The sequence below is a fragment of the Mesorhizobium sp. B283B1A genome, from assembly GCF_020165735.1.
GTDB classification, from domain to species: Bacteria; Pseudomonadota; Alphaproteobacteria; order Rhizobiales; family Rhizobiaceae; genus Mesorhizobium; species Mesorhizobium opportunistum.
On record NZ_JAIUIQ010000052.1, the window covers coordinates 12,610 to 37,244 of the forward strand.

Genomic DNA, 24,635 nt, shown 5'->3' on the forward strand with positions numbered 1-24,635 from the left:
TCGCAATGTATCGTGCCTTAGAAGTCGGCAACTTTCCCCCAGGCTGAAGCGTCGAAGCGCCTGGGATCGTAGGATTGCGGATCGACGATCGGTTTGGAACCAGTCATCAGATCGGCGACGAGATGCCCGGCGCCTGGTCCGATGCCGAAGCCATGCCCCGAGAACCCGGCAGCCAGGAAGAAACCCGGAACAGTGTTGATCTCGCCGATGGCAGGCACGCCGTCGGGCGTGCTGTCGATGTAGCCGGCCCAGCTTGCGCTGATCCTGGTCTGGCGCAGTGCCGGCAGCAGTTCGAGCGCCCGGGCGTGGGCCAGGCGGATGGTCGCCTGGTCCGGAACCGGATCGAGGATGCGCATCCGCTCCATCGGCGTCGGCTGATCGAGCCGCCAGTGTCGGAGCGTTTCGTGGCCCGAGCGCATGCCTTGCAGGCCGCCCGGCGCGAGGCTGCGCCACCGCTTCAGGAACATGGCCAGGAACTGGGAGGAGAAGCGCAACTGCTGCGGCGTCACGTCCACACGGCCGCGTCCACTTATGGCGAGCGTGTAACCGCCGTCGCCGCGACGCGTGACCGAGACCCCTGCCGTATGCAGCGCATCAGGCAGACCCTCGGCGCCTGGCGAGACGGAGAGGATGGAGGAGCGGATCGACGCCTGCGGAAAACGGAAACCGAACTGCCGGCAAAAGGAAGAGGCCCAGGCGCCCCCGGCCAGCACCGCCACCTTGGTGCGGATCGTTCCGCTTTCGGTGACCACACCACTCAGTCGTCCGCCTTCAGTCTCGATACCGCGCGCGGCGCAATTCTGGTGCACGGAGCCCCCGAGCTTGAGGATGGCCCGGGCAACCGCGGGCGCGGCCCGCGACGGATCCGCGGTGCCGTCGGTCGGCGAGAACACGCCGCCCTTCCAGGTCCGGCCCGTGGCGCGGCCCCGCTCGCTGGCCTCGGCGCTGTCGAGCATGTGCGTGGTGACGCCGGCCGTCCTGGCGAAGTCACGCCAACGCACCCAGCCAGCCAGTTCCGCATCGTCATTGCTGAGATAGAGCAAGCCGCACCGCCGAAAGCCGGTGTCTTCATCTGTCTCTGGGGCAAAGCGCTGCCACAGATCGAGGCTGCGCGTCGCCATCGGCAACTCGCGCGCGTCGCGGTTCTGCTGGCGGCACCACCCCCAGTTCCTTGAGGACTGCTCGGCGCCGACGCGACCCTTTTCGACAAGCGCGACCTTCATGCCGCGCCTGGCCAGGTAGTAGGCCGCGAAGATGCCGACGATGCCGCCGCCGATCACCACCGCGTCCGCGGTCCGTGGCAGTTCGCCGGATGTCTCGATTTGCTGCAGTGGTGCGCGCATGGTCTCTCTGCCTTGACGCGCCAATCTACCGTGTTGTGCAGGCAGCCGGTGCCGCAGTTGACGCTGAAGCAGAATTTTATTCCGGCAGCCTGGGCGAAATCGGGAGCCGCTGCGTTTCAAGCGCTGTCCGCTTGGATGGACAGGCCCACGGGCTGTGGTAGTGTCAATGCCAATGAGCAAGGCAGCATTTTGTGCTACGGCCTGCGTTCTGCGGAGACGACCGTGAAACTGGATCGGATCGATATCAAGATTCTGTACGAGTTGCAGAAGAACGGCCGCATCACGAATGTGGAACTGGCTGATCTGGTGCATCTGTCGCCAAGCCCATGCCTGATGCGGGTCAAGAAGCTCCAGTCGGAAGGCTACATCGAAGGCTATTCCGCGCAGGTCAATATCGGCAAGCTCGGCCAGACGCTGACCGTGTTCACCGAAATCACCTTGAAGAACCATCGCCAGGTGGACTTTGCCCGCTTTCTCGCCGTGGTGGAGAAGATCGACCAGGTCATCGAGTGCCACCTCGTGTCGGGCGGCTACGACTATTTGATGAAATTCGTGACCGCCGGCATCGCCGAGTACCAGACCATCATGGAACGGCTGACCGACATGGATATCGGCATCGACAAGTATTTCAGCTTCGTGGTGCTGAAGTCGCCCATCATCAAGGCGCACATGCCGCTGCCCAGCCTGTTTCCGAGGTAGTCAGCGATGGCCTTGCGCGCGCTGCGCTTGTCGCCTGCAGCCCGCTACAAGGTGTCCGGCCCCAATATCGGGTGCAGTGCCTTCAATTCGATTTGCATCTCGGTAATCATCCAGGCGCAGATGTCGGAGACGACAGGTCGTAGCGGCCTTGAGCGCGGGGCAATCAGCTGATGGATCCGGCCCGTCTTGATCTGCCTGTCCGAGGCCAGGACAAGGGTTCCCTGAAGCAATGCCCTTGAAACGTTGCTGAGCCAGCCGAGCGCCACGCCTTCCCCGTTCATCGCGGCTTGAAGCACGACCGCGTAGTCCGAGAATTCGAGCCACTTTGCCCTGCTGGTCTTGCGGTCCGCCACACTGCCCCAGGCGTCCAGCCATTGCTCCTTGGCGTCGGTCAGGTGAAGCAGGGCATGACCTTCCCCGGTTCCGGCATGGATCAGCCGACCGTGGGCCGACAAATAGGATGGGCTGCACACCGGAACGATGATCTCAGGCGAGAATGCCCAGTGGTGATAGTGGGGGTCGTCATCGGCCAGGATTCTCGTGGCCAGGTCAACATTCTCGGCGGGTCCTCGCAGAACGCCCGCGGTCAGTTCGAACCTCAGATCGACGTCAGGAAACCTGGTGTTGAAAGCCCCTAACCTGGGAACGAACCAATAGGTTGCCAGAGAACTCGAAAGGGAAAGGGTGACCACCGGCTTTGCAGCGCTGTTCTGCTTGATCCTGCGGATCACTTCCGCGATGCCGTCAAATCCCTCCCGCACGGCCGAATAGAGCACACGTCCGTCCGGGGTCGGGGTCAATCCCGTTGCGCCTCGTGTGAAAAGAGGCACACCAAAATCGGCCTCGAGTTGGGCAATGCTGCGGCTGATCGATGGTTGCGTGACGTTGAACTCGCGCGCCGCGGCCGTGAAACTACCGGACCGGACCGCAGCTTCGAAGACAAGCAGTCCGCGCGCGGAGGGAACGAGTTTTGCAAAACCAGCCATGCGCCCAGCGTATAGGCACCCCAACAATTTGCAAGCTTTCTATGAGCTCGGAAATGGCGAACTATAACCCTGATGAATGGGTCGGAGCAGAACATGAAGACAGCGGCATCCCAAGCGGGCAGCACATCCAGCGATCCTCTGCTTCAGCCGTTTCGGCTCAAGGGTCTGACGCTGCGCAACCGTGTCGTCAGCACCAGCCATGCCTCGATGCTGGACGATGGCGGCCTGCCGCTCGAGCGCTATCAGCGCTACCATGAGGAGAAAGCGCGCGGCGGCCTGGCGATGACCATGGTGGGCGGCTCGGCCATGACGTCGCCCGATTCGAGCTGGGGCGGCGGTCAGCTGGACCTTTCCACCGACCGCATCGTGCCTCATCTCCAATCGCTTTCGCAGCGGGTGCATCGCCACGGCGCCGCCGTCATGTGCCAGGTCTCACACCTTGGCCGGCGTGCCACCGCCTATGCAGGAAACTGGTTGCCGCCGGTGGCGCCGTCACGCGTTCGCGAGACGAGAAACCGGAATTTTCCAAAGGAGATGGATGCAGCCGACATCGATAGGATCATCAAGGATTACGCCAGTGCCGCAAGGCGCTGCGTGGACGGCGGTCTGGATGGCGTCGAAACCGTCACCGGCGGCCATCTGATCGGTCAATTCCTATCGTTCAGAACGAACAGACGCACGGATGGTTTTGGCGGCTCGCTGGAAAACCGCGCGCGCTTCGGCCTGATGGTTCACGAGGCGATCCGCCGCGCGGTGGGCGACGATTTCGCCGTCGGCATCCGGTTCGTGATCGACGAGGCGGCCAAGGACGGATCCGATTTCGACGAATGCCTTGCCTTTGCCAGGCTGTTCGAACGGGAAGGTCATCTCGACTTCTTCAATTGCATCTTTGGCCGCATGGACACCGACCTGTCGCTGGCTGAGCAGAACATGCCCGGCATGTTTAGCCCGAGCGCTCCGTTTCTACCTCTGGTCGGGCAGTTCAAACGGGAAACCAGACTGCCCGTGATCCATGCCGCAGCGATCCGGGATGTAGCGACGGCGCGGCATGCCATCCGCGAAAACCTTGTCGACCTGGTCGGCATGACCCGGGCGCATATCGCCGACCCCGATATCGTCAATAAGGTGATGCGCGGCGAAGAAGAACGCATTCGACCGTGTGTCGGGGCGTCCTACTGCCTGTACAAGAAGGTGCAGTGCATTCACAACCCGGCCAGCGGCCATGAAACGATCATCAGCCATACCATCGTGCGGGCCGAAAGGCCGAAACGGGTGGTCGTGGTCGGCGGTGGTCCGGGTGGGATGGAAGCGGCAAGGGTTGCTGCCGAGCGCGGCCACAGAGTGAGCCTGCTCGAAGCGGGGGCGCGACTTGGCGGGCAGGTGCTCGTCGCGGCCTCGGCGTCCGATCGCAAGGATCTCATCGGCATAGTCGACTGGCGCGTCGACGAACTCGCGCGCCTTGGCGTGGAAGTCCGTCTCAACACCTATGCGGACGCAGAGATCGTCCTCGCCGACCAACCGGATGCGGTCATCGTCGCCACAGGCGGCGTACCCGATATGGACCGACTGGAGGGTGCCGAACATTGCGACAGCGTCTGGGATGTCCTGACCGGGGTCGTGCCGACGAAGGACGACGTGCTTATCTACGATGAAACCGGACGCCAGGCCGCGATTTCCTGCGCCCTGCATCTTGCCTGTCCGGAGCGCGTGGTCTGCCTTGCCATAGCCGACGACACGCTGGCGATCGAAATGCCCTATCCCGACCGGGTGAGTTTTCGCAAACGCGCCGCGGAAAGCGGCATCCGCGTCGTCAGCGATGTGCGCCTGGTCAAGGCAGCGCGCCAAGGCAACGGCATCGCCGCCACGTTCCGGCACGAGCTCACCGGTGCGGAAACGGAAATGACCGCAGCCCAACTCATTGTCGAGCGCGGAACGGTGCCGATGGAGGATACCTATCAGGACTTGCGGGCGCGCTCAGCCAACAACGGCGTCACCGACATAGCCCTGATGACGGGCACGGAAACGAGGCGGGACAATGGTCCGCAAGCTGCCGGATCATTCGTCTTGCACCGCATTGGAGACGCGGTTGCCAGCCGGGACATCTACTCGTCGATCTATGAGGCCTACCGGCTCTGCTCGCAATTGTAGATGGGCCATGAAACTCGATCGAATTGACATCAAGATTCTCTACGAGCTGCAGAAGAACGGCCGCATCACAAATGTGGAGCTGGCGGAACGGGTCAATCTCTCCCCCAGCCCATGCCTGATGCGGGCGAAGAAGCTGCATGCTGAAGGCTATATCGTACGCTATTCGGCGCAGATCGACGTCGCAAAGCTGGGGCGGACGCTCACCGTTTTCACTGAATTTACGCTCAAGAACCATCGCCAGATCGACTTCGCGCGTTTCCTTGCCGCCATTGACAAGGTCGATGCGGCCGTCGAATGCCACCGCGTTTCCGCCCGCTACGACTATTTGACGAAATTTGTCGCCGCCGGCATCGGCGAGTACCAGGAGATCATGGAGCGGCTGAGCGACATGGATATCGGCATCGACAAGTATTTCAGCTTCGTGGTGCTGAAGTCACCCATCGTCAAGGCCCACATGCCGCTGCCCAGCCTGTTTCCGATGTAATCAGCGATGGCCGTACTGGCTGACGAGCTCGGGGTCGCGGACGAGGCCATCGAGCCAGGTGGGGTCGAGCTTCGGCACCGAGGAGAACAGAAGCTTGGAATAGGGGTGGGTCGGCGCCGTCAGCTTGTCGGGCGTGATCTGCTCCACCCGCTCGCCATTGTACATGACCATGATCTCGTCGCAGATCGCTTCGACGACGGAGAGGTCGTGGCTGATAAAAATGTAGGAAAGGCCCAACTCGCGCTGCAACTCCTTGAGCAATTCGATCACCGCGGTCGCCACCACCGTGTCGAGCGCCGAAGTGATTTCGTCGCAGATGATCAGCTTGGGGTCGGCCGCCAGGGCGCGCGCGAAGTTCACCCGCTGCTTCTGGCCGCCCGAGAGCTCCGACGGGCGCCGGTAGCGCAGCGTCCTGGGCAGGCGAACCATGTCGAGCAGTTCGTCGACGCGCTTCGAGCGCGCCTGCCTGTCGAGCCCGTGATAGAAGGCCAGCGGCCGGGCAATGATGTCGTCCACGGGCTTGGCCGGATTGAGCGCGGTATCGGCATATTGGAACACGATCTGCATCTCACGCAGCTCGTCCTGGCTGCGTTCGCCTGCGGTGCGCTCCAGTTGCTTGCCGTCGAAGATGATGTCGCCGGCCGCTGCCGGATGGATGCCGGCGATGACGCGCGCGAGCGTCGATTTTCCGCAGCCGGATTCGCCGATGATGCCGAGATTGCGCCCCTTCTCGACGACCAGACTGACGGAATTGACAGCGCGGATAAGCGGCAGTCCGTCAGTCCGCACCGCACCATAGCCGGCAGTCACATTGTCGATACGCAGCAGCTGTTTCGTCCCGGCATCCGCGTCCGCATGTGCTTGCCGCGGCTTCGGCTCGAAGGCGGCCAGCAGTTCGCGCGTATAGGGGTGCTGGGCAGCCGAAAGAATCTGAGCCGTGGTGCCGGTCTCCTGCACTTCGCCGCCCTTCAGCACGACGATGTGGTCGGCGATCTGGGCGACTACAGCGAGGTCGTGGGAGACGTAGACCCCCGCTATTCCGCCCGCCCGCATGACCGACTTGAATGCCTTCAGCACGTCGATCTGCGTCGTCACGTCGAGTGCCGTCGTCGGCTCGTCGAAGATCATCAGCTTGGGATCGCCGATGAGCGCCATGGCCGCCGAAAGCCGCTGCAATTGCCCACCCGAAACCTGGTGCGGGTAGCGCGCGCCGATCCCTTCCGGATCTGGCAGCGACAAGGCCCGGAACAGCTCAACCGCGCGCTTTCGCGCCTGCTCGGGGGACATCAGCCCGTGGATGCGCGTAACCTCGATCACCTGCTCCATGATGGTAGACGAGGGATTGAAGGAGGCGGCAGCACTTTGCGGTACATAGGCAATGTCGGTGCCGCGCATCCTTGCGCGCTGCTTTTCGGAAAGTGCCGCCATGTTCTTGCCGTTGACATTGATCTGGCCGCCGGCGATCCGGCAGCCAGGCCGCGCATGGCCCATCAGCGAGAGCGCGATCGTCGTCTTGCCGGAACCGCTCTCGCCGATCAGAGCGACGATCTCGCCGTCGGCGATGTCGAGGCTGACGCCCTTGATGATTTCGACGACACGACCCGAGTCCGTCGTCGCCTCGATCCTCAGGTTCCTGACTTCGACGAGATTGCTCATGCGTCCCTGTCCCTGATCTTCTGCGGCAGGTTGTCGATCAGCAGGTTGACGCTGATGGTGAGGCTGGCGATCGCCAGCGAGGGAACGATGACGGCGGGCGCGGCGAAGGGCAGGCCGCCGATGTTCTCGCGCACCAGCGCGCCCCAGTCGGCGAGCGGCGGCTGCAGGCCGAGCCCGAGGAAGGACAGGCCGGAGAGCAAGAGCACGATGAAGACGAAGCGCAGGCCGAAATCGGCCAGCACCGGGCGGATGATGTTGGGCAGGATCTCGGATCCGATGAGATAGGCGGTGCTTTCGCCACGGACGCGAGCGACGGTCATGAAGTCCATGCTGTTGATGTTGACGGCGAGCGCCCGCGCGAAGCGGTAGGCGCCGGGGATATAGATGACGGCGAGCGTCATGATCAGCGCCGGGATCGACGAGCCGACCGCGGCGACGACGACAAGGCCGAACAGCTTGCTGGGGATGGAGTTCATGGCATCGAGGAAGCGGCTAAGGCAGGTGTCGAGCCAGCCGCCGGTGACGGCCGCGATCATCCCCAGCACCACGCCGCAGAAGCAGGCGATGGCCACGGCGGCGAGCGATATGCCGACGGTGTAGCGCGCCCCCATCAGCACCCGCGAGAGCATGTCGCGGCCCAGATAGTCCGAGCCGAGCCATAGGCCCTGACGCATCGGGCCGAAATAATCGTCGTCGACGATGTCGCCGATCGAATGGGGAGTGATATAGGGCGCGAAGATGGCGATCAGCGTCCACGCCAGGATGACCAGCGCGGCCACCACGCCCACGAGATTGTAGCTGCGGCCCAGGAAGGACCGTCGCGAAGCTGCCACGCGCGCCATCGTCACCTGAGCCTCGGGTTGGATATGATGGCGATGATGTCGGCGACGGTGATGAGCAAGAGGTAGCCGAGGCAGAAGATCATCGCGCAGCTCTGGATCAGCGGCAGGTCGCGGGTCGCGACCGCATCGACCATCAGCTTGGCGATGCCGGGATAGTTGAAGATCGTCTCCACGATGATGACGCCGCCGACAAGATAGGACAGCGACAGCGCAACCGCGTTGACAATCGGCCCGAGCGCATTGGGAAGCGCGTGCTTGAGCACCATGCGGCCGCGTGAGGCGCCTTTGAGAAGCGCCATCTCGACATAAGGCGTGGACAGTGTCTCGATCACCGCGGCGCGGGTCATGCGGATCATTTGGGCGGAGATGACGAAGGTCAGCGTGATCACCGGCATTGCATAAATGCGTACGAGGTCGGTCAGCGTATGCGCCTCATTGACCGAGGACAGCGCCGGCAGCCATTTGAGATAGACGGCGAAAAGCAGGACCGCCAGCGTCGCGACCATGAACTCCGGCACCGAGATGACGCCGATCGAAAGTATGGTGACGGTGCGATCGTAGAGGGAGCCGCGCAGCATGGCGGCGGTGATGCCCAGCGTCAGGGCCAGCGGCACCGAGAGCAGCGTGGTGATGCCGGCGAGTTCCATGGTGTTGACGAAGCGCCCGCCGATCAGCGCCGCGACCGGCATCTCGTTGGCGTAGGAAGTGCCGAGATCGCCGTGGAGCAGGCCGAGAAGCCAGCGCAGGAAGCGCAGGATTGCCGGATCGTTGAGATGCATGGCCTCGCGCAGGCCGGCGACCGCTTCGGGTGTCGCCGCCTGGCCGAGCAGGATCGACGCGGTGTCGCCGGGCAGCATGCTGGTGGCGAAAAAAACGGCGAACAGGACGATCAGAAGCGTGATCACCGCGATTGCCAGCCGCTTTAACACGAGGTTTAGAACCCCAGACGTCATGGAAGCGCTCCTGCGGTTGCGTTCGGCCAAGCGATGTTTCGCAATAAGGTGCCAGGGACCGGCTGTCCGGTCCCTGGCAGGCGCCTCTCAGGCTTCGAGCCAGAGATATTCAGCCATTGCGTAGCCCATCATGCCACCGAGCGGGTTCGCCTCCAAACCCTTCACCTTGCTGGAGAGGGCATCGACGTTGGAAATGTAGGCCGGGATGATGGTGCCGGCCTCCTCGGAGACCATGGTCTGCATGTGGCCGTAGATTTCCTTGCGCTTGGCCTGGTCGAGCGAGCCACGCGCCTCGATCATCAGCTTGTCGAACTTCTCCGACTTGTACTGGCTTTCGTTCCAGGGTGCGTTGGAGGCGTAGAGCAGCGAGAACAGGATGTCTGGCGTCGGGCGTGGGTTGATGTTGCCGAAATGGACCGGCGCCTTGAGCCAGTAATTGTCCCAGTAGCCGTCGGACGGGACGCGCTGGACGTCGAGCTTCATGCCGATATCCGCGCCGGCGGCCTGGATGATCACCGCCATGTCGATCGACGAGGTCGCGGCGTCGGAGGCGATCACGGGGATGGACTGGCCAAGCAAGCCCGACTTCTGGAAGTGGAACTTGGCCTTGTCGGGGTCGAAGGCCTTCGGCTTGAGGTCGGCATTGTGGAAGATGTTCGCCGGCGAGACGGGCTGGTCGTTGCCGACTTCGCCGAGGCCGCGCAATGCCGATTTGACGATCTGCTCGCGGTTGACGAGGTATTTCATGCCGGCCACGAAGTCGGCCTTGTTGCCCGGATCCATGTCGAGCCGGATGTTGAGGTCGGTGTAGTTGCCCGAGGTGGTTTTCGACAGTTCGAAGCCTTGCTGCCCGCCGATGAGCTTCATCGCGCGCGGATTGATGGAGGCAGCGAAATTGATGTCACCGGAAAGCAGGGCGTTCACGCGGGCGCTGTCATCGCTGATGGCGATGAATTCGAAAGAGTCGAGATAGGGCTGGCCCGACTTCCAGTAGTTCTTGTTCTTGGTGACGACCGACCGAACGCCCGGTTCGAACGTTTGCAGCACGAAGGCGCCGGTGCCGTTGCCCTTGGAGAAGTCGGTGGTGCCATCGGCGACGATCATGAAGTGATGCAGCGCCAGGATGGTCGGGAGGTCGGCATTCGGATCGGCCAGCGTGATTTCCACGGTCGACTTGTCGACCGCCTTGAAGCCGGTCATCTGCGCGGCGATCTTGGCGACTTTGGAACCGACCGCCGGATCGAGATGGCGCTTCATCGAGAAGACGACGTCGTCGGCAGTGAGGGCCTTGCCGTCGTGGAAGGTGACGCCCTTGCGCACCTTCACCGTCCAGGTCTTGGCGTCCTTGCTGTCGAAGCTTTCGGCCAGCTCCATCTGCGTGACGCCATCCTTGTCGAGGAAAGTCAGGCGATTGTAGAGCGAACAGCAGCGGACATAGTCGGTCGACAGCGACGCCTTTGCCGGATCGAGCGTGTCGGCGGTCGAGGACGACCAGCCAGCCGCCTTGAAACTGCCGCCGGAAACCGGCGTGGCGGCGACGGCATTAGTAGCGCGGCCAAGCACCACGCTGCCCGCGGCAACCGCAGCGCCGCCGGCCAACAGCATCTTGAGGAGTTCGCGGCGGCTCGCGCCCCGCCGAATGGCATTTTCGACCATGGCATCGTCTGCGCTGGTCCAGTTCGTGATGTTGTCGGTCATATCATTCCCCTTTCGTTTGTTTTCCGGCTTGCTCGTCTTGACGCGGCTTTCCGGGCTTGGGCTCAGGTTCGTTCCTTCAGGCTTTCCCGCACGGCGGCGGCAAGGGCCGCCATTGACGTGAAGTGGTAGTCCGGCGTGGTGAAGCGCTCGGGCTCGATCGTGCCGCCATAGCCCTTCTGGGCGTGCCGGCGCTCGATCCAGCAATTGGTCATGCCAAGCGCCCGGGATATGCCGATATCGTGATACTGGCTTTGCGCGACGTGCAGGATGTCCTCCTTGCTCTCGCCCCTTGAGGCGACGAAATCGAAGACCTTCTGGAAAAAGGCCGGGTCTGGTTTTTCCGTGCCTGTATCGTCGGCCGTGAAGGTGGCGAAAAAGGGCGATCCGAGTTGCTTCTCGAAATGATCGAGCGCCCAGCGCCGGGCATTGGTCATGGCAATCAGCCTGTGCGATTTTGCAAGCTTCCCCAATGCAGCCGCGCTGTCGGGGAAGCCTTGCCAGACGCTGGCGGAGTCCCGCAGGCGCATGCCGTATCTCTCCTCGGCCGGCAGGCCGAGCCGTGGTGCGATGACCCTGTAGACACGCACGAGATCGTCCGGGAACTGGCTCGCATCGGGCATGTAGCGGGCTTGCCGGTAAAGGCTCAGCGCTTCCTCGCCGTCGAGCGAAACGCCGGCCTCGGCGGCAATCCCGGCCAGGCAGGTCGTGATGCCGCCTTCGAAGTCGATCAGCGTGCCGACGACATCGAAGGTCATGTATTTGAATTCGCTAAAGCCCCTGGCCAAGACTGGGTCTCCTCTGCGCGCGGCCGAATTGCATGTGTTGAACAGAACAAAATTCCGTGCTGTCCGGGGCGTAGGCCTTTTTCGAAGGCCCGGAAATCCGGGCTTTCTGGCCTTGTCTTATCAACAGTCTGGCACTTCCCCCGCGCTGGATTCGCCGAAAAGGCGTGAGGGGGCGGCACAAAATTGCGAAATCGTCTGCCCCGGCGCTATTTCGAAACACAGGGTATTCGTCTGCCGTCATGCCATTGCCTGGCGGACATCGGGATCGTCCAGTGTCTGGTCGAGCGTCCGGCGCGTGAGCTCGATGATCGCATCTATGTCGGCGTCGGTGCAGCAGAGCGGTGGTGCATAGCCGATAACCCCATGCGCAAAGGCACGGATGATCAGGCCGTTGTCCCACGCCCTGTCGAAGACGCGCCGCGCCGGCATGGCCGACGCCGGAAGCGGGGTCTTCTTCTGTTTGTCGACCACCAGTTCGATCGCGGCAAGCATGCCGCGGCCGCGCACGTCGCCAACGAGCGGGTGGTCCCTCAGGCCCTCCAAGCCCGCCATCAGGCGAGCGCCGGCCTTGGTGCCGTTCTCCAGCAGGCCGTTTTCGTAGAGCTTCAACACTTCGAGCGCGACGGCGGCGCTGACGGGATGGGCGGAATAGGTGTAGCCGTGACCAACGGCCGAACTGCCCGCCCCGTCGGCGATGACGTCGTAGACATGATCGGCCATGAATACGGCGCCCATGGGAACATAGCCCGAAGTCAGCCCCTTCGCGGTCGTCATGAAATCGGGAACGATGTCCTCATCGGTGCAGGCGAACAAGGGTCCGGTGCGGCCGAAGCCGGTGATCACCTCGTCGGCGATGAACAGGATGCCGTACTCCCGGCAGAGCTCGCGCATCGCCTTGATCCAGCCTTTCGGCGGCACGATCACGCCGCCCGAACCTTGGATCGGCTCGGCATAAAAGGCAGCGACCCGCTCCGGTCCGATCTCCTTGACCTTGGCCTTGAGCGCGGCGCGCGATGCGGCGATGATCGCGTTGCCGTCCTCGCCCACCGGGTTGCGGTAGGGATAGGGGGAGGGGATCTTGTGCTGCCATTCAAATGGAACGCCAAAACCGGCGTGAAAGGCGGGCAACGCGGTCAAGCCCGCGCCGACCACCGATGACCCGTGATAGCCCTGCTCGATGGAAATGAACTGGTCGCGTTGCGGCTCGCCTTTGGCATTCCAGTAGTAGCGGACGAAACGGATCGTGCTGTCGACCGCGTCCGACCCGCCGAGCGTGAAATAGACGTGATTGAGATCCCCGGGCGCGCGCTCAGCCAGCTCCGAGGCGAGGCGGATGGCCGGCTCCGAGCCGAGGTCGAAATAGGCGGTGGCGTAGGGGAGTTCGCGCATCTGCCGGGCCGCAGCCTCGACGATACTGTCGTGGCCGTAGCCGGCATTGACACACCACAGCCCCGCAAAACCGTCAACGAGTTGCTTGCCGGACGCATCGGTCACGGTCGCCCCCTTCGCCGATTTCAAGACGCGCACGCCGAGCGCCTCATGGCCGCGGTATGATGAGACCGGATGGATGAGGTGGGCGCGATCGAGTTCGATCAGGGAATTCGCGAGCATTGTTGTCCTCCTAGCCGAGCGCCTGGTTGGCGAGGGCGTAAACTTTTGGCCTGGTCTGTTCGGCGACGCTCTTGGGCGGACGGTCCATGGCCACACCTCCGCCGACATGGGCGAGGCCGATTTCCTCGAGCCAACCGGCAATGCCGGTCGCGCTGTCGGTATCCACGCGCAGAAAGGCGCCGGGGCGGTTCGCGGCGAAGAAGCTAATCAGGGCCTTCGCGGTGTCAGCGCTTTCCGCGATGACCGGTCCGATCACCTCACCGCATCCGAACGGGCGGATTGCGGCATAGGCTTCAATCACGCCGTGGCGGCGGATGATTGCGAATTGGCCGCGCTCGGCCAGCGCATCGATCAGGGCTTGCCGGTCGGCGCCATAGGCGTTGCGGTCCAGCGTCTTGATGTCCGGCAGCTCGTCCATGCTTGCGGCTTCCACTCCATCCGGCACGCCGAGCGCTGCAACCGTACCTTGATGCTGCCGGATCGTGCCGGAGGGCACAAAGCCCAGTTTCTGGTAGAGAGGCATGCCGTCATTCGTCGCGACGAGCCGCAGCGGACGGTCGCCGGCAAGGGCGATGGCCTGATCCATGAGCCGGCGCCCGAGCCCCTTGCCACGCACGTTCCTGTCGACGATCACCATGTTGATCATGGCGCAGTCCGCGCCATAGGGTGTCACCAGGATGGTTCCGGTGACACGGCCCTGGTCGTCGAGCGCGACCGCGCCGCTCGAGAGCTGCAGCGCCATCTGCCAGTCCTGCGGGCGATGCGGCCAATTCTCCTGGCGAGAAAGCGCCACGGCTCCCTCGATATGGTCCGGCCCGAAGTCCTGAATCTCGATCTCGCCCTGCTGCATGAGGCATCCTTCCGTCTGCCCTCAAGTCTCGACCATTGTCGCGTCGCAAATCCTCTGAAGGCTTCGGCCTCGGCGGTATCTTTGGCCGTAGCGCAAGCGGTGCGCCGCATCTTGTGCTGGCACGCCACGGCGGAGGGCGCTTCACGTCACGCGCGGCGCCGCGTTCGACACACCAGATGCTACAGCGTGCCAAACCGGATGGCGGATACGGAACTTTCTGCTTTCGGGAGGGCGATTTCGGTCAGGTGGGTCGCCACCACCCGTCCTATGATGAAATGCTTCCCAACGCGAATGTGCTTCCACTGGAGATCGACGGACATGGCTTCTTTCAGGCCCAAATATATCACCTTCGACTGCTACGGCACGTTGACCAATTTCCAGATGGCGGAAGCGGCGCGAGACCTTTACGGCAGCCGGCTCGACGAACCGCGTATGCAGGAGTTCATCAAGAACTTCGCCGCCTATCGGCTCGACGAGATCATGGGTGACTGGAAGCCTTACGCCGACGTTGTCCACAACGCGCTCGAGCGGGCCTGCAAGCGCAATGGTGTTGCCTTCAGCCCTGACGACGCCAGGATGGTCTATGAGCGTGTCCCGACCTGGGGGCCCCATGCAGATGTCCCAGCCGGCCTGGCTAAGGTCGCCAAGGAAATTCCGCTGGTCATCCTGTCCAACGCCATGAACGCGCAGATCCTGTCCAATGTCGAGAAGCTCGGCGCGCCGTTCCATGCCGTCTACACGGCCGAGCAGGCGCAGGCTTACAAGCCACGTTTCAAGGCCTTCGAATACATGCTCGACATGCTGGGCTGCGGCCCGGAAGATATTCTTCACTGCTCGTCCTCGTTCCGCTACGACCTGATGTCGGCACATGATCTCGGCATCACGAACAAGGTCTGGGTCAATCGCGGCCACGAACCGGCAAGCCCTTACTATGGCTATGTCGAGATATCAGACATTTCGGGTCTCCCTGGAGTGGTCGGGCTTTGAAACAGGCGGATCGTCGATGAAACTGATCTCCTACTGGCACGATACCGCCCCTGTCTTTTCCGGCGGAGCGCAAGGCCCGGTCGAGGGGCACTATGATGCCGTCATCGTCGGTGGCGGCTTCACCGGTCTCGCCGCGGCGCAGCAACTGGCGAAGGCCGGCGCGAAGGTGGCGGTGCTGGAGGCGCAGCGCGTGGGCTGGGGCGCATCCGGCCGCAATGGCGGGCACCTGAACAACGGCCTCGCTCACAGCTACCTCTCTGCCAAGGCGGAACTCGGCAAGGAACGCGCGATCGCGCTCTACCGCGCGCTCGACGACTCCGTCGACACCATTGAGGCGCTGGTTGCCGAAGAGGGCATCGACTGCAATTTCCGCCGCGCCGGCAAGCTGAAGCTCGCCTCCAAGCCGCAGCATTTCGAAGCGATCGCCCGCAATTTCGAAGCCCTCCATGCGGAAGTGGATCCGGATACGGCGCTGCTGTCGGCGGCCGACCTCAAATCCGAGATCAGCTCGCCCTTCCACGGCGCGATGCTGTCGAAGAAGAGCGCCATGATGCATATGGGCCGCTATGTGGCAGGCCTTGCGACAGCCGCGGCCCGCCACGGCGCCATCCTCCACGAGAATGCGGCGGTGACCGACCGCAAGCAGGTCGGTGGCAGGCATGAGCTGACGACCTCCCGCGGCCGGATCAGCGCCAACAATGTGCTGGTAGCGACAGGCGCCTATACCACGCCGAATTTCGGCTATTTTCGCCGCAGGATCATCTCCGTCGGCAGCTTCATCATCGCCACGCGGCCGTTGAGCGACGCCGAGATCACTGCCACCATGCCCGGCAACCGGACATGCGTGACCTCGATGAATATCGGCAACTACTTCCGGCTTTCACCGGACAGGCGCCTGATCTTCGGCGGTCGCGCGCGCTTCTCGGCGACTTCGGACCAGCGCTCGGATTCGAAGAGCGGACAGATATTGCAGGCGGGCCTCGCGGCGATCTTCCCGCAGCTCGCCAAGGTCGAGATCGACTATTGCTGGGGTGGGCTGGTCGACATGACCAAGGACCGTTTTCCGCGGGCCGGCTATCATGACGGGGTCTGGTACGCGATGGGCTATTCCGGCCACGGTGCCCAGCTTTCCACCCATCTCGGCATGGTCCTGGCCGATGCCATACTCGGCCGCGAGGACCGCAATCCGCTGAAGGGGCTCAAGTGGCCTGCCATTCCCGGCTATTCCGGCAAGCCCTGGTTCCTGCCGATGGTCGGCCTCTATTACAAGGCGCTCGACCGGATCCAGTGAGCTTCAATGCGGTCCGCTTTGGGCTCTCAGCAAAATTGCCTCAGCTGAGCCCGCCCATGTGGAAGCTCTTCATCTCGAGATATTCCTCGATGCCGACCTGCGCCCCCTCACGGCCGAGGCCGGACTGCTTGACGCCGCCGAAGGGCGCGACTTCCATCGAGACCGAGCCGGTGTTGAGCCCCACCATGCCGAACTCCAGCGCCTCGCCGACGCGCCAGGCGCGTTTCAAATTCTCGGTGTAGAAGTAGGAAGCAAGCCCATAGGGCGTACCGTTGGCGAGCGTGATCGCCTCCTCTTCCGTCTCGAACCGGAAAAGCGGCGCGACCGGGCCGAACGTTTCCTCGGCGGCGAGCTGCATGTCTTTTGTGGCACCAGTCAGCACCAGCGGCGCGACATACTGGGGACCGTCGGGCAATGCCGGCCTTGTTGTGATGATCGAAGCCCCCTTGGCGAGCGCGTCCTCGACATGGCGGTTGATCTTCTCGACCGCCGCCATGTTGATCATCGGCCCGATGGCGACACCGGCTTGAGTGCCCGGTCCGACCGTCATGGTGTTGACGCGAGCGGAAAGCTTGGCGGCGAAGGCTTCGTAGACACCGGCCTGGACGAGGATGCGGTTGGCGCAGACGCAGGTCTGTCCGCCATTGCGGAATTTCGAGACAAGCGCGCCCTCGACCGCGAGATCGAGATCGGCGTCGTCGAAGACGATGAGGGGCGCGTTGCCGCCGAGTTCGAGGCTGAGCCGTTTGACAGTATCGGCCGCGCCGCGCATCAGCAGCGAACCGACCCGCGTCGAGCCGGTGAAGGAGATCTTGCGAACAGTCTCGTTGGCCATGATCTCGTTGCCGATCTCGGCCGGCATGCCGGTGACGATGTTGATGACGCCGGCGGGGATGCCCGCGCGTTCGGCAAGCACGCCGAGCGCCAGCGCCGAATAGGGCGTGAACTCGGATGGCTTGATCACAACCGTGCAGCCGGCGGCCAGCGCCGGCGCGACCTTGCGGGTGATCATCGCGTTGGGGAAGTTCCACGGCGTGATGATGCCGCACACACCGACCGGCCCCTTGAGCACGATGATACGCCGGTCCGGCGTCGGCGAGGGGATGGTGTGGCCGTTGATGCGGCGTGCCTCCTCGGCAAACCATTTGACGAAGGAAGCCCCGTAGCGGATCTCGCCTCTGGCCTCGTCCAGCGGCTTGCCCTGTTCCGTCGTCAGGATCAGCGCGAGATCGTCCAGATGCGCCAGCATCAGGCCATGCCAGGCCTCCAGGAGGCCAGCGCGCTCGGCGTTGGTCTTCTTCTTCCAGCCAGCATAAGCGGACGCCGCGGCCTCGATGGCCGCCCGGGTCTCCGGACCGGCCATGTCGGGCACCGTGCCGATCGCGCACTGAGCAGCCGGATCGACAACATCGACCGTCTTGCCGGAGCGGGCAGCGACCCATTTGCCGTCGATCAGGCCGGCTTCGCGGAAGAGACTTTTGTCTTTGAGGTTTTTCATCGAAAACGACCTTGCAATCAGGAGAGCGCTGCGACGACGGCGGCCGTGATGGCCTGCGTTCTGTCTTTGCCCGGAATGGTTCCAATGCCGCGCGCGGTTGTCGCTTCGACCGCTTGCATGACCCGCCCGGCTGCGACCGCTTCGCCGAGATGGTCGAGCATCATGGCGCCGGACCATATAGTGGCGATGGGATTAGCGATGCCCAGATGCGCGATGTCGGGCGCGGAACCGTGCACAGGCTCGAACATGGATGGTGCCGAGCGGTCGGGATTGATGTTGGCCGAGGCGGCGTAGCCGAGCCCACCCTGGATCGCTGCGCCTATGTCAGTCAGGATATCGCCGAACAGATTGGAGGCGACGACCACGTCGAGGCTCTCCGGCGCCATGATCATGCGCGCGGCGAGCGCGTCGACGTGATAGCTGGTGACATCGACGTCCGGATAATCCGCAGCCAGCTTTCGCGTGATCTCGTCCCAGAACACCATCGAATATTTCTGCGCGTTGGACTTGGTGACGGAGGCGAGCTTGCCGCGCCGTTTCCGCGCCTGCTCGAAGCCGAAGCGCAGGATGCGCTCGACGCCGGCGCGGGTGAAGATCGAGGTTTCCACCGCGACCTCGGCCAGAGTGCCTTGATGCACGCGCCCGCCGGCGCCCGAATATTCGCCCTCGGTGTTCTCGCGGATGCACAGGATGTCGAAGCTCTCGGCACGTAGTGGGCCGTTGACGCCCGGCAGCAGGCGGTGCGGCCTTATGTTGGCGTATTGCACGAATGCCTTGCGGATCGGCAGCAGCAGGCCGTGCAACGAAACGGAATCCGGTACCTCCGCTGGCCAGCCGACGGCGCCCAGAAGAATGGCGTCGAAGCCGCGCAAGGTCTCGATGCCGTCTTCGGGCATCATGCGGCCGGTATCCTTGTAGAATTTGCAGGACCAAGGGAACTGGGTTCCCGTCAAGGCAAAGCCCGCGTGTTTGGCTGCGGTCTCCAGCACCGTCCAGGCGGCGGCGGTCACATCGCGGCCGATGCCGTCGCCGGGGATCAAAGCGATCGAGTAGGGTTTCATCGGCATCTTCTCTAGAGGCTGATCAGGACGCTCTTGGTCCTGCGGTTGGCGAGATAAGCCTCGCGGCCGAGATCCTTGCCGATGCCGGAGCGCTTGTAGCCGCCGGTCGGCAGGATATGGTCGCGCGAGCGGCTGTAGCGGTTGATCCAGACGGTACCCGCTTCGAGCTTGCGTGCCAGGCGGATCGTGCGGGACAGGTCGGCGGTGAACAGGCCGGAGGCCAGCCCGTAGGTTGGATGGCTGGACAGCGCCAGCGCCTCTTCCTCCGTCTCGAAGGTCTGGATGGTGAGGACCGGGCCGAAGATTTCCTCGACGATCGCCGGATTGGCCTGGTCGACATCACAGATCAGCGTCGGCTGGTAGAAATAGCCGGGGCTGTCCATGACGCCGCCACCGGTCAGGCATTCGCCGCCGGCCTCGATCGCGGCCCGCACGATGCTGTCGACACGGGCCCGCTGCCGTTCCGAGATAACAGGCGAATACTGCGTCGCCTCGTCCCAAGTCGGGCCGGGCCGCACCGCCTTCATCCTTTCCAGGATGGCAGCCGTCAACCTATCGGCCACGCTCCTCTCGACGATCAGCCGCGTGCCGGCGACGCAGGCCTGACCGGCATTGAAGGTGACGCTGCCGGCGATGGCCGTCGCGGCCTTCTCCATATCGGCATCGGCAAAGACGATCTGCGGGCTCTTGCCGCCGAGTTCCAGCGTCATCGGCTTGACGCCGGCGCGGGCGACGTTCTCCATGATCGCTGAGCCGGCGCGGGTCGAGCCGGTGAACGAGACCTTGGCGATTTCGGGATGGCCGGTCAGCGCCGTGCCGGTCGTCAGGCCGTCTCCCAGCACGACGTTTATGAGCCCTGCCGGCAGGCCCGCCCTCACGGCGAGTTGCGCCATGTAGACTGCCGAGAACGGTGTCATTTCCGATGGCTTCAGCACCACCGCATTGCCCGCGGCCAGAGCCGGCCCAAGCTTCCAGCCGGCCATCGAGATCGGAAAATTCCAGGGCGTGATCGCGCCCACCACGCCATAGGGCTCGCTCATGATCATGCCAAGTGTGGCATCGTCCGTGGGCACGAGCTCGCTGCCTTCCTTGTCGGCGAACTCGGCAAAGAAGCGGATCTGCTCGGCGGTCACGGCGATGTCGCCGGCAACGAGCTGGCCGACAGGCCGAGTCGAGCACAGCGCCTCGATCCTGGCCAGCGTTTCGGCTTCCGCCTCGATCAGATCGGCCCAGGCCTGGAGTGCCCTTGTGCGCTCGCGTGGCCGGACGCCGCCCCAGTTGCTGGCCTTCAGCGCCACCTTGGCGCTTTCCACGGCACGGCCGACCATATCGACGCCGGCCACCTGGCAGGCGGCGTATGCCTTGCCGTCCGACGGGCGGCGCATCTCGATCGCGCCCTCGGCCGCGATCAGCTCGCCGCCGATGAAATGGCCGACGGGAAGCGAGACGGTATCCGGATCGAAGCTCAAGCCCATGGCACCCACTCTGGAATATTCTGCAGAAGCCTAGCGCGGGCTCTGGCGCAGCATGCGCCGTTCGACGATCGGTCGCGGATGATTGTTGTGTGCCGGCGATGACAGACGGCAAAATCTGTTGCGTAGGCCGGCGCCTTCGCGCTCCCGTTACCCTACCGTCACGTAGATCTTGCGGACCGTCTCAATGGTCTTCCAAACCCCTGTGAAGCCAGGTTTCATCACGAAGCTGTCGCCGGCGCGATAGGTCACCGGCTTGCCGCCGTCGGGCGTGATTTCGATCAAGCCGGAGAGGATGTGGCAGAACTCGAAAGTCTCGCCCTTGATCGAGCGCGTTTCGCCGGGCGTCGCCTCCCAGACGCCGGTATGGACGAGGTCGCCCTTGGCAACATCCTGCGCCCAGGTTTTGAAGCCAGGGTTGCCGGAAATCAGCCGTTCGGGCAGCGCCGCGGATTCGCGCGGCTGGAAGACAGGCCTGGTATCGACGGTCTTGAGCAGGGACAAGAGATGGTCCTTCATGTTGGAGGATCTTGGCTTGATTTGTCGTTGTCCCAGAACCGCTGCACACTTCCGGGCGACATGCACTTAGTAGCCGCGCGACCGGTCGACGAGCCCGATGGGATCAAGACCGGCGCGGTAACGCCTGATGTTTTCGACAACCGCCTTTGCTGCGCTGGCGGGCTGGGTGACGCTGGCGACATGCGGAGTCAGGATGACCTTCGGATGCGCCCAGAACGGATGGCCTGCCGGCAGCGGTTCGGGATCGGTGACGTCGATCATCGCCGCCGAAAGGTGGCCGCTGTCGAGCGCGGTGACGAGGGCTTCGTCGTCGAGCTGCGGCCCCCGGCCGGTGTGGACGAGTGCCGCCCCTTCAGGCAGTTGCGCAAACAGGCCGGCATCGAGCAAACCGTGCGTCTCCTCGGTCAGCGGCAGCAGGCAGATCAATATGTCGCTGACGGCGAGCATCTCGCTCAGCCCGGGCTCGCCATGGTGGCAGGTCACGCCCTCGATCCGCCGGGGCGAGCGGCTCCATCCGGCGAGCGGAAAGCCGAAGGGCTTCAGGCGGTCGAGGACGGCTTGGCCAAGCTGTCCAAGGCCGAGCACGCCTATCTGGCGCGCCCCGGCCTGGAGCTGGGCGATGTCAGCCCATTCGCCGGCGCGCTGCTGCGCGAGATATCCAGGCAGGTTGCGGTGGAGCGCGAGTACGGCCAGCGTCACATATTCCTGCATCATGCGCACGATGCCTTCCTCGATCATGCGCACGACCTTCACGTTTGCAGGTACCGCATCCAGGCGAAATTGGTCGACGCCGGCGCCGATGGAAAACAGGATTTCCAAGTTCGTATAAAGAACGAGGTTGTCCGGCACGGTCCAGCTGATCAGATAACGCACGGCGTCGGGATCGACCGTCGCGGCATCCATCGTGATGGGAACATCCGGCAGTTCTGTCGCGAATACCTCGCAGAAGATCGCGCCGCGGCGTGCATCGGAATTGAACAGGAATGTCATTCCGTTCCTCTCATGCCGCGCAGCGGACGCCCAGAGCCTCGATCACTCGCTGACAGGCGGTGAGTTCGCTGGCAAGGATGTATTCGTTGGGTTTGTGGGCGCGGTCTATGTCGCCGGGTCCGCAAATGATCGCATCGAGCCCGGCGGCCTGGTAAAGTCCGGCCTCCGTGCCGTAGCTGACGGCGGCGAGCGGCGCATCGCCGGTCAGTTCGCCCAGCAGTGCCGCAAGCGCCGTATCCTGAGGCAGCGACAGCGCCGGATAAGCGCTCATCGGCCTCCACTCGATACGAAAGCCGTCGGCCGCGAGGGCCTCTGCCCGCGCCTTGACCGGCGCGAGCAGGCTTGCCGGGTCGACACCAGGTATGGCACGTGCCTCCAGGTCCAAAGTGCAGGTGTCGGGGATGATGTTGACCTGATGTCCGCCTGCCACGACGCCCGCCTGCAGCGAGGAGTAGGGCGGCTCGAAGGCGGCGTCGAATGGACCGTGTGTCAGCCGCTCGGCTTCGCTCACGGCCGCGCTCAGCACATAGGCCATGGCATGGACGGCGTTGAGCCCGAGATCGGGCCTCGAGGAATGCCCCGAGCGCCCGTTGACGATCACGCGGGCGGCCGCCTTACCCTTATGGCCGCGCACGGCGCGCATGCCGCTCGGCTCGCCGACGATGACGCCCAACGGCTTCGCGCACAATTCGGGAAGGCGGGCGATCAAATGCGGCACGCCACGGCATCCGACCTCCTCGTCGTAGGAAAAGGCGAGGTGGATAGGCCCGGCAAGGCGCAGTCCCGTCAGCGCGGGCACGGCCGCGAGTGCCGCGGCAAGAAACCCCTTCATGTCCGTGGTGCCGCGTCCATAGAGCCGTTCCCCCTCCTTGCGCAGTGCGAAAGGGCTCGAACTCCATTGCGGCTCGCTGGCGGGAACGACGTCCATATGGCCGGACAGGATGTAGCCCGGGACATCGGCGGGGCCGATCGTCGCGAAAAGATTGGAACGATCGCCTTCCGGCCCCGGAAGCACGGTGACCTGAACTCGGTGTTCAGCGAGATAGGTCTTGATCCAGCCCGCGATATCGCCGTTCGGCCTGCCGGCGACCGTTGGAAAAGCGACGAGACGATCGAGGATGTCGAAGACGTCCATTCCAGTCCTCAAAACGTTCGGGTTCGCCGGATCGGAGCCGTCGACCATATGCTGCTAGATTTCCAGAGAGAGTGTGTGCATTCTTTCGCGATTGCGTGCCGAAAGCTGAAATGTTTCAGTTGAATCTTGCGTTGCCGCGCGGCTTTCGAGCTAATCGTACCGGTCCGCTCGTTTAGCGTTGGCGGGCAGAGGGTGGCCGTCGTTGTGCCGCGCTCGGTAGGACAATCTTGTAGGGGCATGGACTTGAAGCCGTCCGGAAGCTTGAAAATCGACACTTTCTCGATGCGGATCGGCGACATCGAAGGCGTCGAACTGGACCGCTTGCACGCACACTCGCTCGCCGTGGGATGGCCGCATCGCGCTGAGGACTGGCAGTTCCTTCGCGAAATGGGACACGGGTTCGTGGCGCTCGACGAGATCGGCCGCGTTCTCGGCTCGGCCATGTGGTTCGCGCATGGTGCCGATTTCGCCACAGTGGGGATGGTCATCACCTCGCCGCGATTGCAGACGCTGGGGGCGGGGCAATGGCTGATGAAGCGGGTCTTCGAGAAGGTCGCGGGGCGCGATCTGCGCCTGAATGCAACGCGCGCGGCAAGGCGGCTCTATCTCTCGCTCGACTTCCAGCCGGAGAAGACCGTCTATCAATGCCAGGGCATCGCCAGCTTGCAGATGACGGGCAGGCCGGCAAATATTCGAGGCGATGTCCGAAGTTTGGGCGAAAATGACATTGCCGCTGTGATCGCGCTCGACGCGGCCGGGTTCGGCGTGAGGCGGGCGGCTCTCATCGAAAAACTTTTCGTTCACTCGGCCGGCTATGGTCTTTTCAAGGGCGATACGCTGAGCGCTTTCGCGCTCTGCCGGCCGTTCGGGCGGGGCCATGTCGTGGGACCGGTCGTGGCGGTTAGCGACGCCGACGCGTTGGCGGTCGTCCGGCCTCACGTGGCCGACCATTCTGGATCTTTCCTGCGCATCGACACCCATATGGACAATGGCGAGTTCGCCGCCTTTCTGTCGCACAGCGGAATGCCGGTATTTGACACGGTGGTGACCATGTCGTTGGGCAAACGCATTGCCGCTGTTCCTTACGGCAGCTCCCTGAGGACCTATGCCTTAGCAAGCCAAACCCTCGGGTAGTTGCCTTCTGTCGCGCAATGGTATCGGCTTGGTCGGCCCTGGATTGATTAATAGCTCGCCTAGGGTGGTCCGCATGGTGTTTTATCCCACCTTGGCCCTAGAAAGCGGCCCGTTCGCTCGCGGCCCATTTCGGTCATTCACTACCAGGAGTTCCTGGCGACCTGGGGCTGCATTGGCGATATCTCGAAGCTCGTAACCAGTCGTCTTCTTGGTCCTTTGGTTCGCCAGACCATACGAGAGAATTCGAAGGAAACGGCTTGGCCCAAAACGTTTGGGCCGATTATGGGCCCAAAGAGAAAGGTCGGCCGATATGCCATCCGGCGCATGATCGGTTGGTTTGACTTACTTGACGACGCGCAGGGCAGCTCGCTGCTTCATCGCATCGCATTTGGCCTCACGCTCGTTGATAGCGCGGCCGATGTCGACAGCCATTCGCTTTCTTTTCGGCGAATGGATGCCCATAGGCATTCTTCAGTACCGTCCCGCCTTCCGA

At 63.5% G+C, this 24,635-nt stretch carries 22 protein-coding genes; 6 read left to right on the forward strand and 16 right to left on the reverse strand.

Features of this window, described 5'->3' with window-relative positions; genetic code table 11:
• Positions 1–17: 17 nt before the first annotated feature.
• Positions 18–1,343 carry an NAD(P)/FAD-dependent oxidoreductase gene (locus LB577_RS29265; RefSeq protein ID WP_013894045.1) on the reverse strand — a complete coding sequence of 442 codons (1,326 nt, stop codon included), beginning with the start codon at positions 1,341–1,343 and terminating at the stop codon, positions 18–20.
• Between the two features lie 222 nt (positions 1,344–1,565).
• Here LB577_RS29265 and LB577_RS29270 point away from each other — a divergent pair, with 222 nt between their 5' ends.
• Complete coding sequence (locus LB577_RS29270; RefSeq protein WP_031250456.1) at positions 1,566–2,042, forward strand: Lrp/AsnC family transcriptional regulator; 477 nt, start codon at positions 1,566–1,568, stop codon at positions 2,040–2,042.
• Between the two features lie 44 nt (positions 2,043–2,086).
• Here LB577_RS29270 and LB577_RS29275 read toward each other — a convergent pair whose 3' ends face one another.
• Positions 2,087–3,028, reverse strand: coding sequence for a LysR substrate-binding domain-containing protein (locus tag LB577_RS29275; protein ID WP_224689940.1), 942 nt, complete (start codon positions 3,026–3,028; stop codon positions 2,087–2,089).
• A gap of 93 nt (positions 3,029–3,121) precedes the next feature.
• On the opposite strand from LB577_RS29275, the gene LB577_RS29280 reads away from it, so the two are divergent.
• Positions 3,122–5,176 carry an NADH:flavin oxidoreductase gene (locus tag LB577_RS29280; protein WP_224689941.1) on the forward strand — a complete coding sequence of 685 codons (2,055 nt, stop codon included), beginning with the start codon at positions 3,122–3,124 and terminating at the stop codon, positions 5,174–5,176.
• 7 nt (positions 5,177–5,183) lie between these two features.
• Positions 5,184–5,660, forward strand: a complete 477-nt coding sequence (locus LB577_RS29285) for an Lrp/AsnC family transcriptional regulator (RefSeq protein ID WP_224689942.1) — start codon at positions 5,184–5,186, stop codon at positions 5,658–5,660.
• On the opposite strand, the gene LB577_RS29290 is transcribed toward LB577_RS29285, so the two are convergent.
• The 8 genes from LB577_RS29290 to LB577_RS29325 all read right to left on the reverse strand — a co-directional run bounded on the left by LB577_RS29290 (position 5,661) and on the right by LB577_RS29325 (position 14,375).
• A complete protein-coding gene (locus LB577_RS29290) occupies positions 5,661–7,316 on the reverse strand; it encodes an ABC transporter ATP-binding protein (protein WP_224689943.1) in 1,656 nt (551 codons plus the stop codon).
• Entirely contained in the window at positions 7,313–8,158 is an 846-nt protein-coding gene (locus LB577_RS29295) for an ABC transporter permease (RefSeq protein ID WP_023769081.1), read from the reverse strand. The genes LB577_RS29290 and LB577_RS29295 overlap by 4 nt, the downstream gene beginning before the upstream one ends.
• A gap of 2 nt (positions 8,159–8,160) precedes the next feature.
• Positions 8,161–9,111, reverse strand: coding sequence for an ABC transporter permease (locus tag LB577_RS29300; protein ID WP_224689944.1), 951 nt, complete (start codon positions 9,109–9,111; stop codon positions 8,161–8,163).
• Between the two features lie 87 nt (positions 9,112–9,198).
• Positions 9,199–10,809: an ABC transporter substrate-binding protein gene (locus tag LB577_RS29305; protein WP_224689945.1), complete on the reverse strand. Its 1,611-nt coding sequence runs from the start codon at positions 10,807–10,809 to the stop codon at positions 9,199–9,201.
• A gap of 62 nt (positions 10,810–10,871) precedes the next feature.
• Complete coding sequence (locus tag LB577_RS29310; protein WP_411969353.1) at positions 10,872–11,564, reverse strand: HAD-IA family hydrolase; 693 nt, start codon at positions 11,562–11,564, stop codon at positions 10,872–10,874.
• 267 nt (positions 11,565–11,831) lie between these two features.
• Positions 11,832–13,205, reverse strand: a complete 1,374-nt coding sequence (locus LB577_RS29315; RefSeq protein WP_224689947.1) for an aspartate aminotransferase family protein — start codon at positions 13,203–13,205, stop codon at positions 11,832–11,834.
• 10 nt (positions 13,206–13,215) lie between these two features.
• Positions 13,216–14,055 (reverse strand): GNAT family N-acetyltransferase, encoded by an 840-nt coding sequence (locus tag LB577_RS29320; protein WP_224689948.1) that lies wholly within the window; start codon positions 14,053–14,055, stop codon positions 13,216–13,218.
• Positions 14,056–14,234: 179 nt separating this feature from the next.
• A complete protein-coding gene (locus tag LB577_RS29325; RefSeq protein ID WP_023780021.1) occupies positions 14,235–14,375 on the reverse strand; it encodes a hypothetical protein in 141 nt (46 codons plus the stop codon).
• On the opposite strand from LB577_RS29325, the gene LB577_RS29330 reads away from it, so the two are divergent.
• Together LB577_RS29330 and LB577_RS29335 are read left to right on the forward strand one after the other, a co-directional pair.
• A complete protein-coding gene (locus LB577_RS29330; RefSeq protein ID WP_224689949.1) occupies positions 14,374–15,042 on the forward strand; it encodes a haloacid dehalogenase type II in 669 nt (222 codons plus the stop codon). The genes LB577_RS29325 and LB577_RS29330 overlap by 2 nt on opposite strands.
• 16 nt (positions 15,043–15,058) lie before the next feature.
• Positions 15,059–16,333: an NAD(P)/FAD-dependent oxidoreductase gene (locus LB577_RS29335; protein WP_224689950.1), complete on the forward strand. Its 1,275-nt coding sequence runs from the start codon at positions 15,059–15,061 to the stop codon at positions 16,331–16,333.
• A gap of 40 nt (positions 16,334–16,373) precedes the next feature.
• Here LB577_RS29335 and LB577_RS29340 read toward each other — a convergent pair whose 3' ends face one another.
• The 6 genes from LB577_RS29340 to argE form a co-directional block, all read right to left on the reverse strand.
• A complete protein-coding gene (locus LB577_RS29340; protein ID WP_224689951.1) occupies positions 16,374–17,831 on the reverse strand; it encodes an NAD-dependent succinate-semialdehyde dehydrogenase in 1,458 nt (485 codons plus the stop codon).
• 17 nt (positions 17,832–17,848) lie between these two features.
• On the reverse strand, positions 17,849–18,892 hold the full coding sequence (locus LB577_RS29345) for a tartrate dehydrogenase (protein WP_224689952.1): 1,044 nt from the start codon (positions 18,890–18,892) through the stop codon (positions 17,849–17,851).
• 11 nt (positions 18,893–18,903) lie between these two features.
• The gene (locus tag LB577_RS29350; RefSeq protein WP_023769092.1) at positions 18,904–20,367 is read right to left on the reverse strand and encodes an aldehyde dehydrogenase family protein; all 1,464 of its coding nucleotides are present in this window, start codon (positions 20,365–20,367) and stop codon (positions 18,904–18,906) included.
• A 147-nt stretch (positions 20,368–20,514) separates the two neighbouring features.
• Positions 20,515–20,868: a cupin domain-containing protein gene (locus LB577_RS29355; protein WP_031250460.1), complete on the reverse strand. Its 354-nt coding sequence runs from the start codon at positions 20,866–20,868 to the stop codon at positions 20,515–20,517.
• Between the two features lie 81 nt (positions 20,869–20,949).
• Positions 20,950–21,873, reverse strand: coding sequence for a 2-hydroxyacid dehydrogenase (locus tag LB577_RS29360; RefSeq protein WP_224689953.1), 924 nt, complete (start codon positions 21,871–21,873; stop codon positions 20,950–20,952).
• A gap of 10 nt (positions 21,874–21,883) precedes the next feature.
• The gene (gene argE / locus LB577_RS29365; RefSeq protein ID WP_224689954.1) at positions 21,884–23,008 is read right to left on the reverse strand and encodes an acetylornithine deacetylase; all 1,125 of its coding nucleotides are present in this window, start codon (positions 23,006–23,008) and stop codon (positions 21,884–21,886) included.
• A gap of 237 nt (positions 23,009–23,245) precedes the next feature.
• On the opposite strand from argE, the gene LB577_RS29370 reads away from it, so the two are divergent.
• A complete protein-coding gene (locus LB577_RS29370; RefSeq protein WP_224689955.1) occupies positions 23,246–24,142 on the forward strand; it encodes a GNAT family N-acetyltransferase in 897 nt (298 codons plus the stop codon).
• The last annotated feature ends 493 nt before the right edge of the window (positions 24,143–24,635 follow it).

Bases quoted from the DNA above. Each gene is read 5' to 3' on its own strand.
- LB577_RS29370 (WP_224689955.1), top strand. From the start codon at position 23,246: ATGGACTTGAAGCCGTCCGGAAGCTTGAAAATCGACACTTTCTCGATG.
- LB577_RS29360 (WP_224689953.1), bottom strand. From the start codon at position 21,873: ATGACATTCCTGTTCAATTCCGATGCACGCCGCGGCGCGATCTTCTGC.
- LB577_RS29315 (WP_224689947.1), bottom strand. From the start codon at position 13,205: ATGCTCGCGAATTCCCTGATCGAACTCGATCGCGCCCACCTCATCCAT.
- LB577_RS29305 (WP_224689945.1), bottom strand. From the start codon at position 10,809: ATGACCGACAACATCACGAACTGGACCAGCGCAGACGATGCCATGGTC.
- LB577_RS29340 (WP_224689951.1), bottom strand. From the start codon at position 17,831: ATGAAAAACCTCAAAGACAAAAGTCTCTTCCGCGAAGCCGGCCTGATC.
- LB577_RS29290 (WP_224689943.1), bottom strand. From the start codon at position 7,316: ATGAGCAATCTCGTCGAAGTCAGGAACCTGAGGATCGAGGCGACGACG.
- LB577_RS29320 (WP_224689948.1), bottom strand. From the start codon at position 14,055: ATGCAGCAGGGCGAGATCGAGATTCAGGACTTCGGGCCGGACCATATC.
- LB577_RS29275 (WP_224689940.1), bottom strand. From the start codon at position 3,028: ATGGCTGGTTTTGCAAAACTCGTTCCCTCCGCGCGCGGACTGCTTGTC.
- LB577_RS29295 (WP_023769081.1), bottom strand. From the start codon at position 8,158: ATGGCGCGCGTGGCAGCTTCGCGACGGTCCTTCCTGGGCCGCAGCTAC.
- LB577_RS29300 (WP_224689944.1), bottom strand. From the start codon at position 9,111: ATGACGTCTGGGGTTCTAAACCTCGTGTTAAAGCGGCTGGCAATCGCG.
- LB577_RS29285 (WP_224689942.1), top strand. From the start codon at position 5,184: ATGAAACTCGATCGAATTGACATCAAGATTCTCTACGAGCTGCAGAAG.
- LB577_RS29350 (WP_023769092.1), bottom strand. From the start codon at position 20,367: ATGGGCTTGAGCTTCGATCCGGATACCGTCTCGCTTCCCGTCGGCCAT.
- LB577_RS29310 (WP_411969353.1), bottom strand. From the start codon at position 11,564: ATGACCTTCGATGTCGTCGGCACGCTGATCGACTTCGAAGGCGGCATC.
- LB577_RS29330 (WP_224689949.1), top strand. From the start codon at position 14,374: ATGGCTTCTTTCAGGCCCAAATATATCACCTTCGACTGCTACGGCACG.
- LB577_RS29280 (WP_224689941.1), top strand. From the start codon at position 3,122: ATGAAGACAGCGGCATCCCAAGCGGGCAGCACATCCAGCGATCCTCTG.
- LB577_RS29325 (WP_023780021.1), bottom strand. From the start codon at position 14,375: ATGTCCGTCGATCTCCAGTGGAAGCACATTCGCGTTGGGAAGCATTTC.
- LB577_RS29265 (WP_013894045.1), bottom strand. From the start codon at position 1,343: ATGCGCGCACCACTGCAGCAAATCGAGACATCCGGCGAACTGCCACGG.
- argE (WP_224689954.1), bottom strand. From the start codon at position 23,008: ATGGACGTCTTCGACATCCTCGATCGTCTCGTCGCTTTTCCAACGGTC.
- LB577_RS29345 (WP_224689952.1), bottom strand. From the start codon at position 18,892: ATGAAACCCTACTCGATCGCTTTGATCCCCGGCGACGGCATCGGCCGC.
- LB577_RS29335 (WP_224689950.1), top strand. From the start codon at position 15,059: ATGAAACTGATCTCCTACTGGCACGATACCGCCCCTGTCTTTTCCGGC.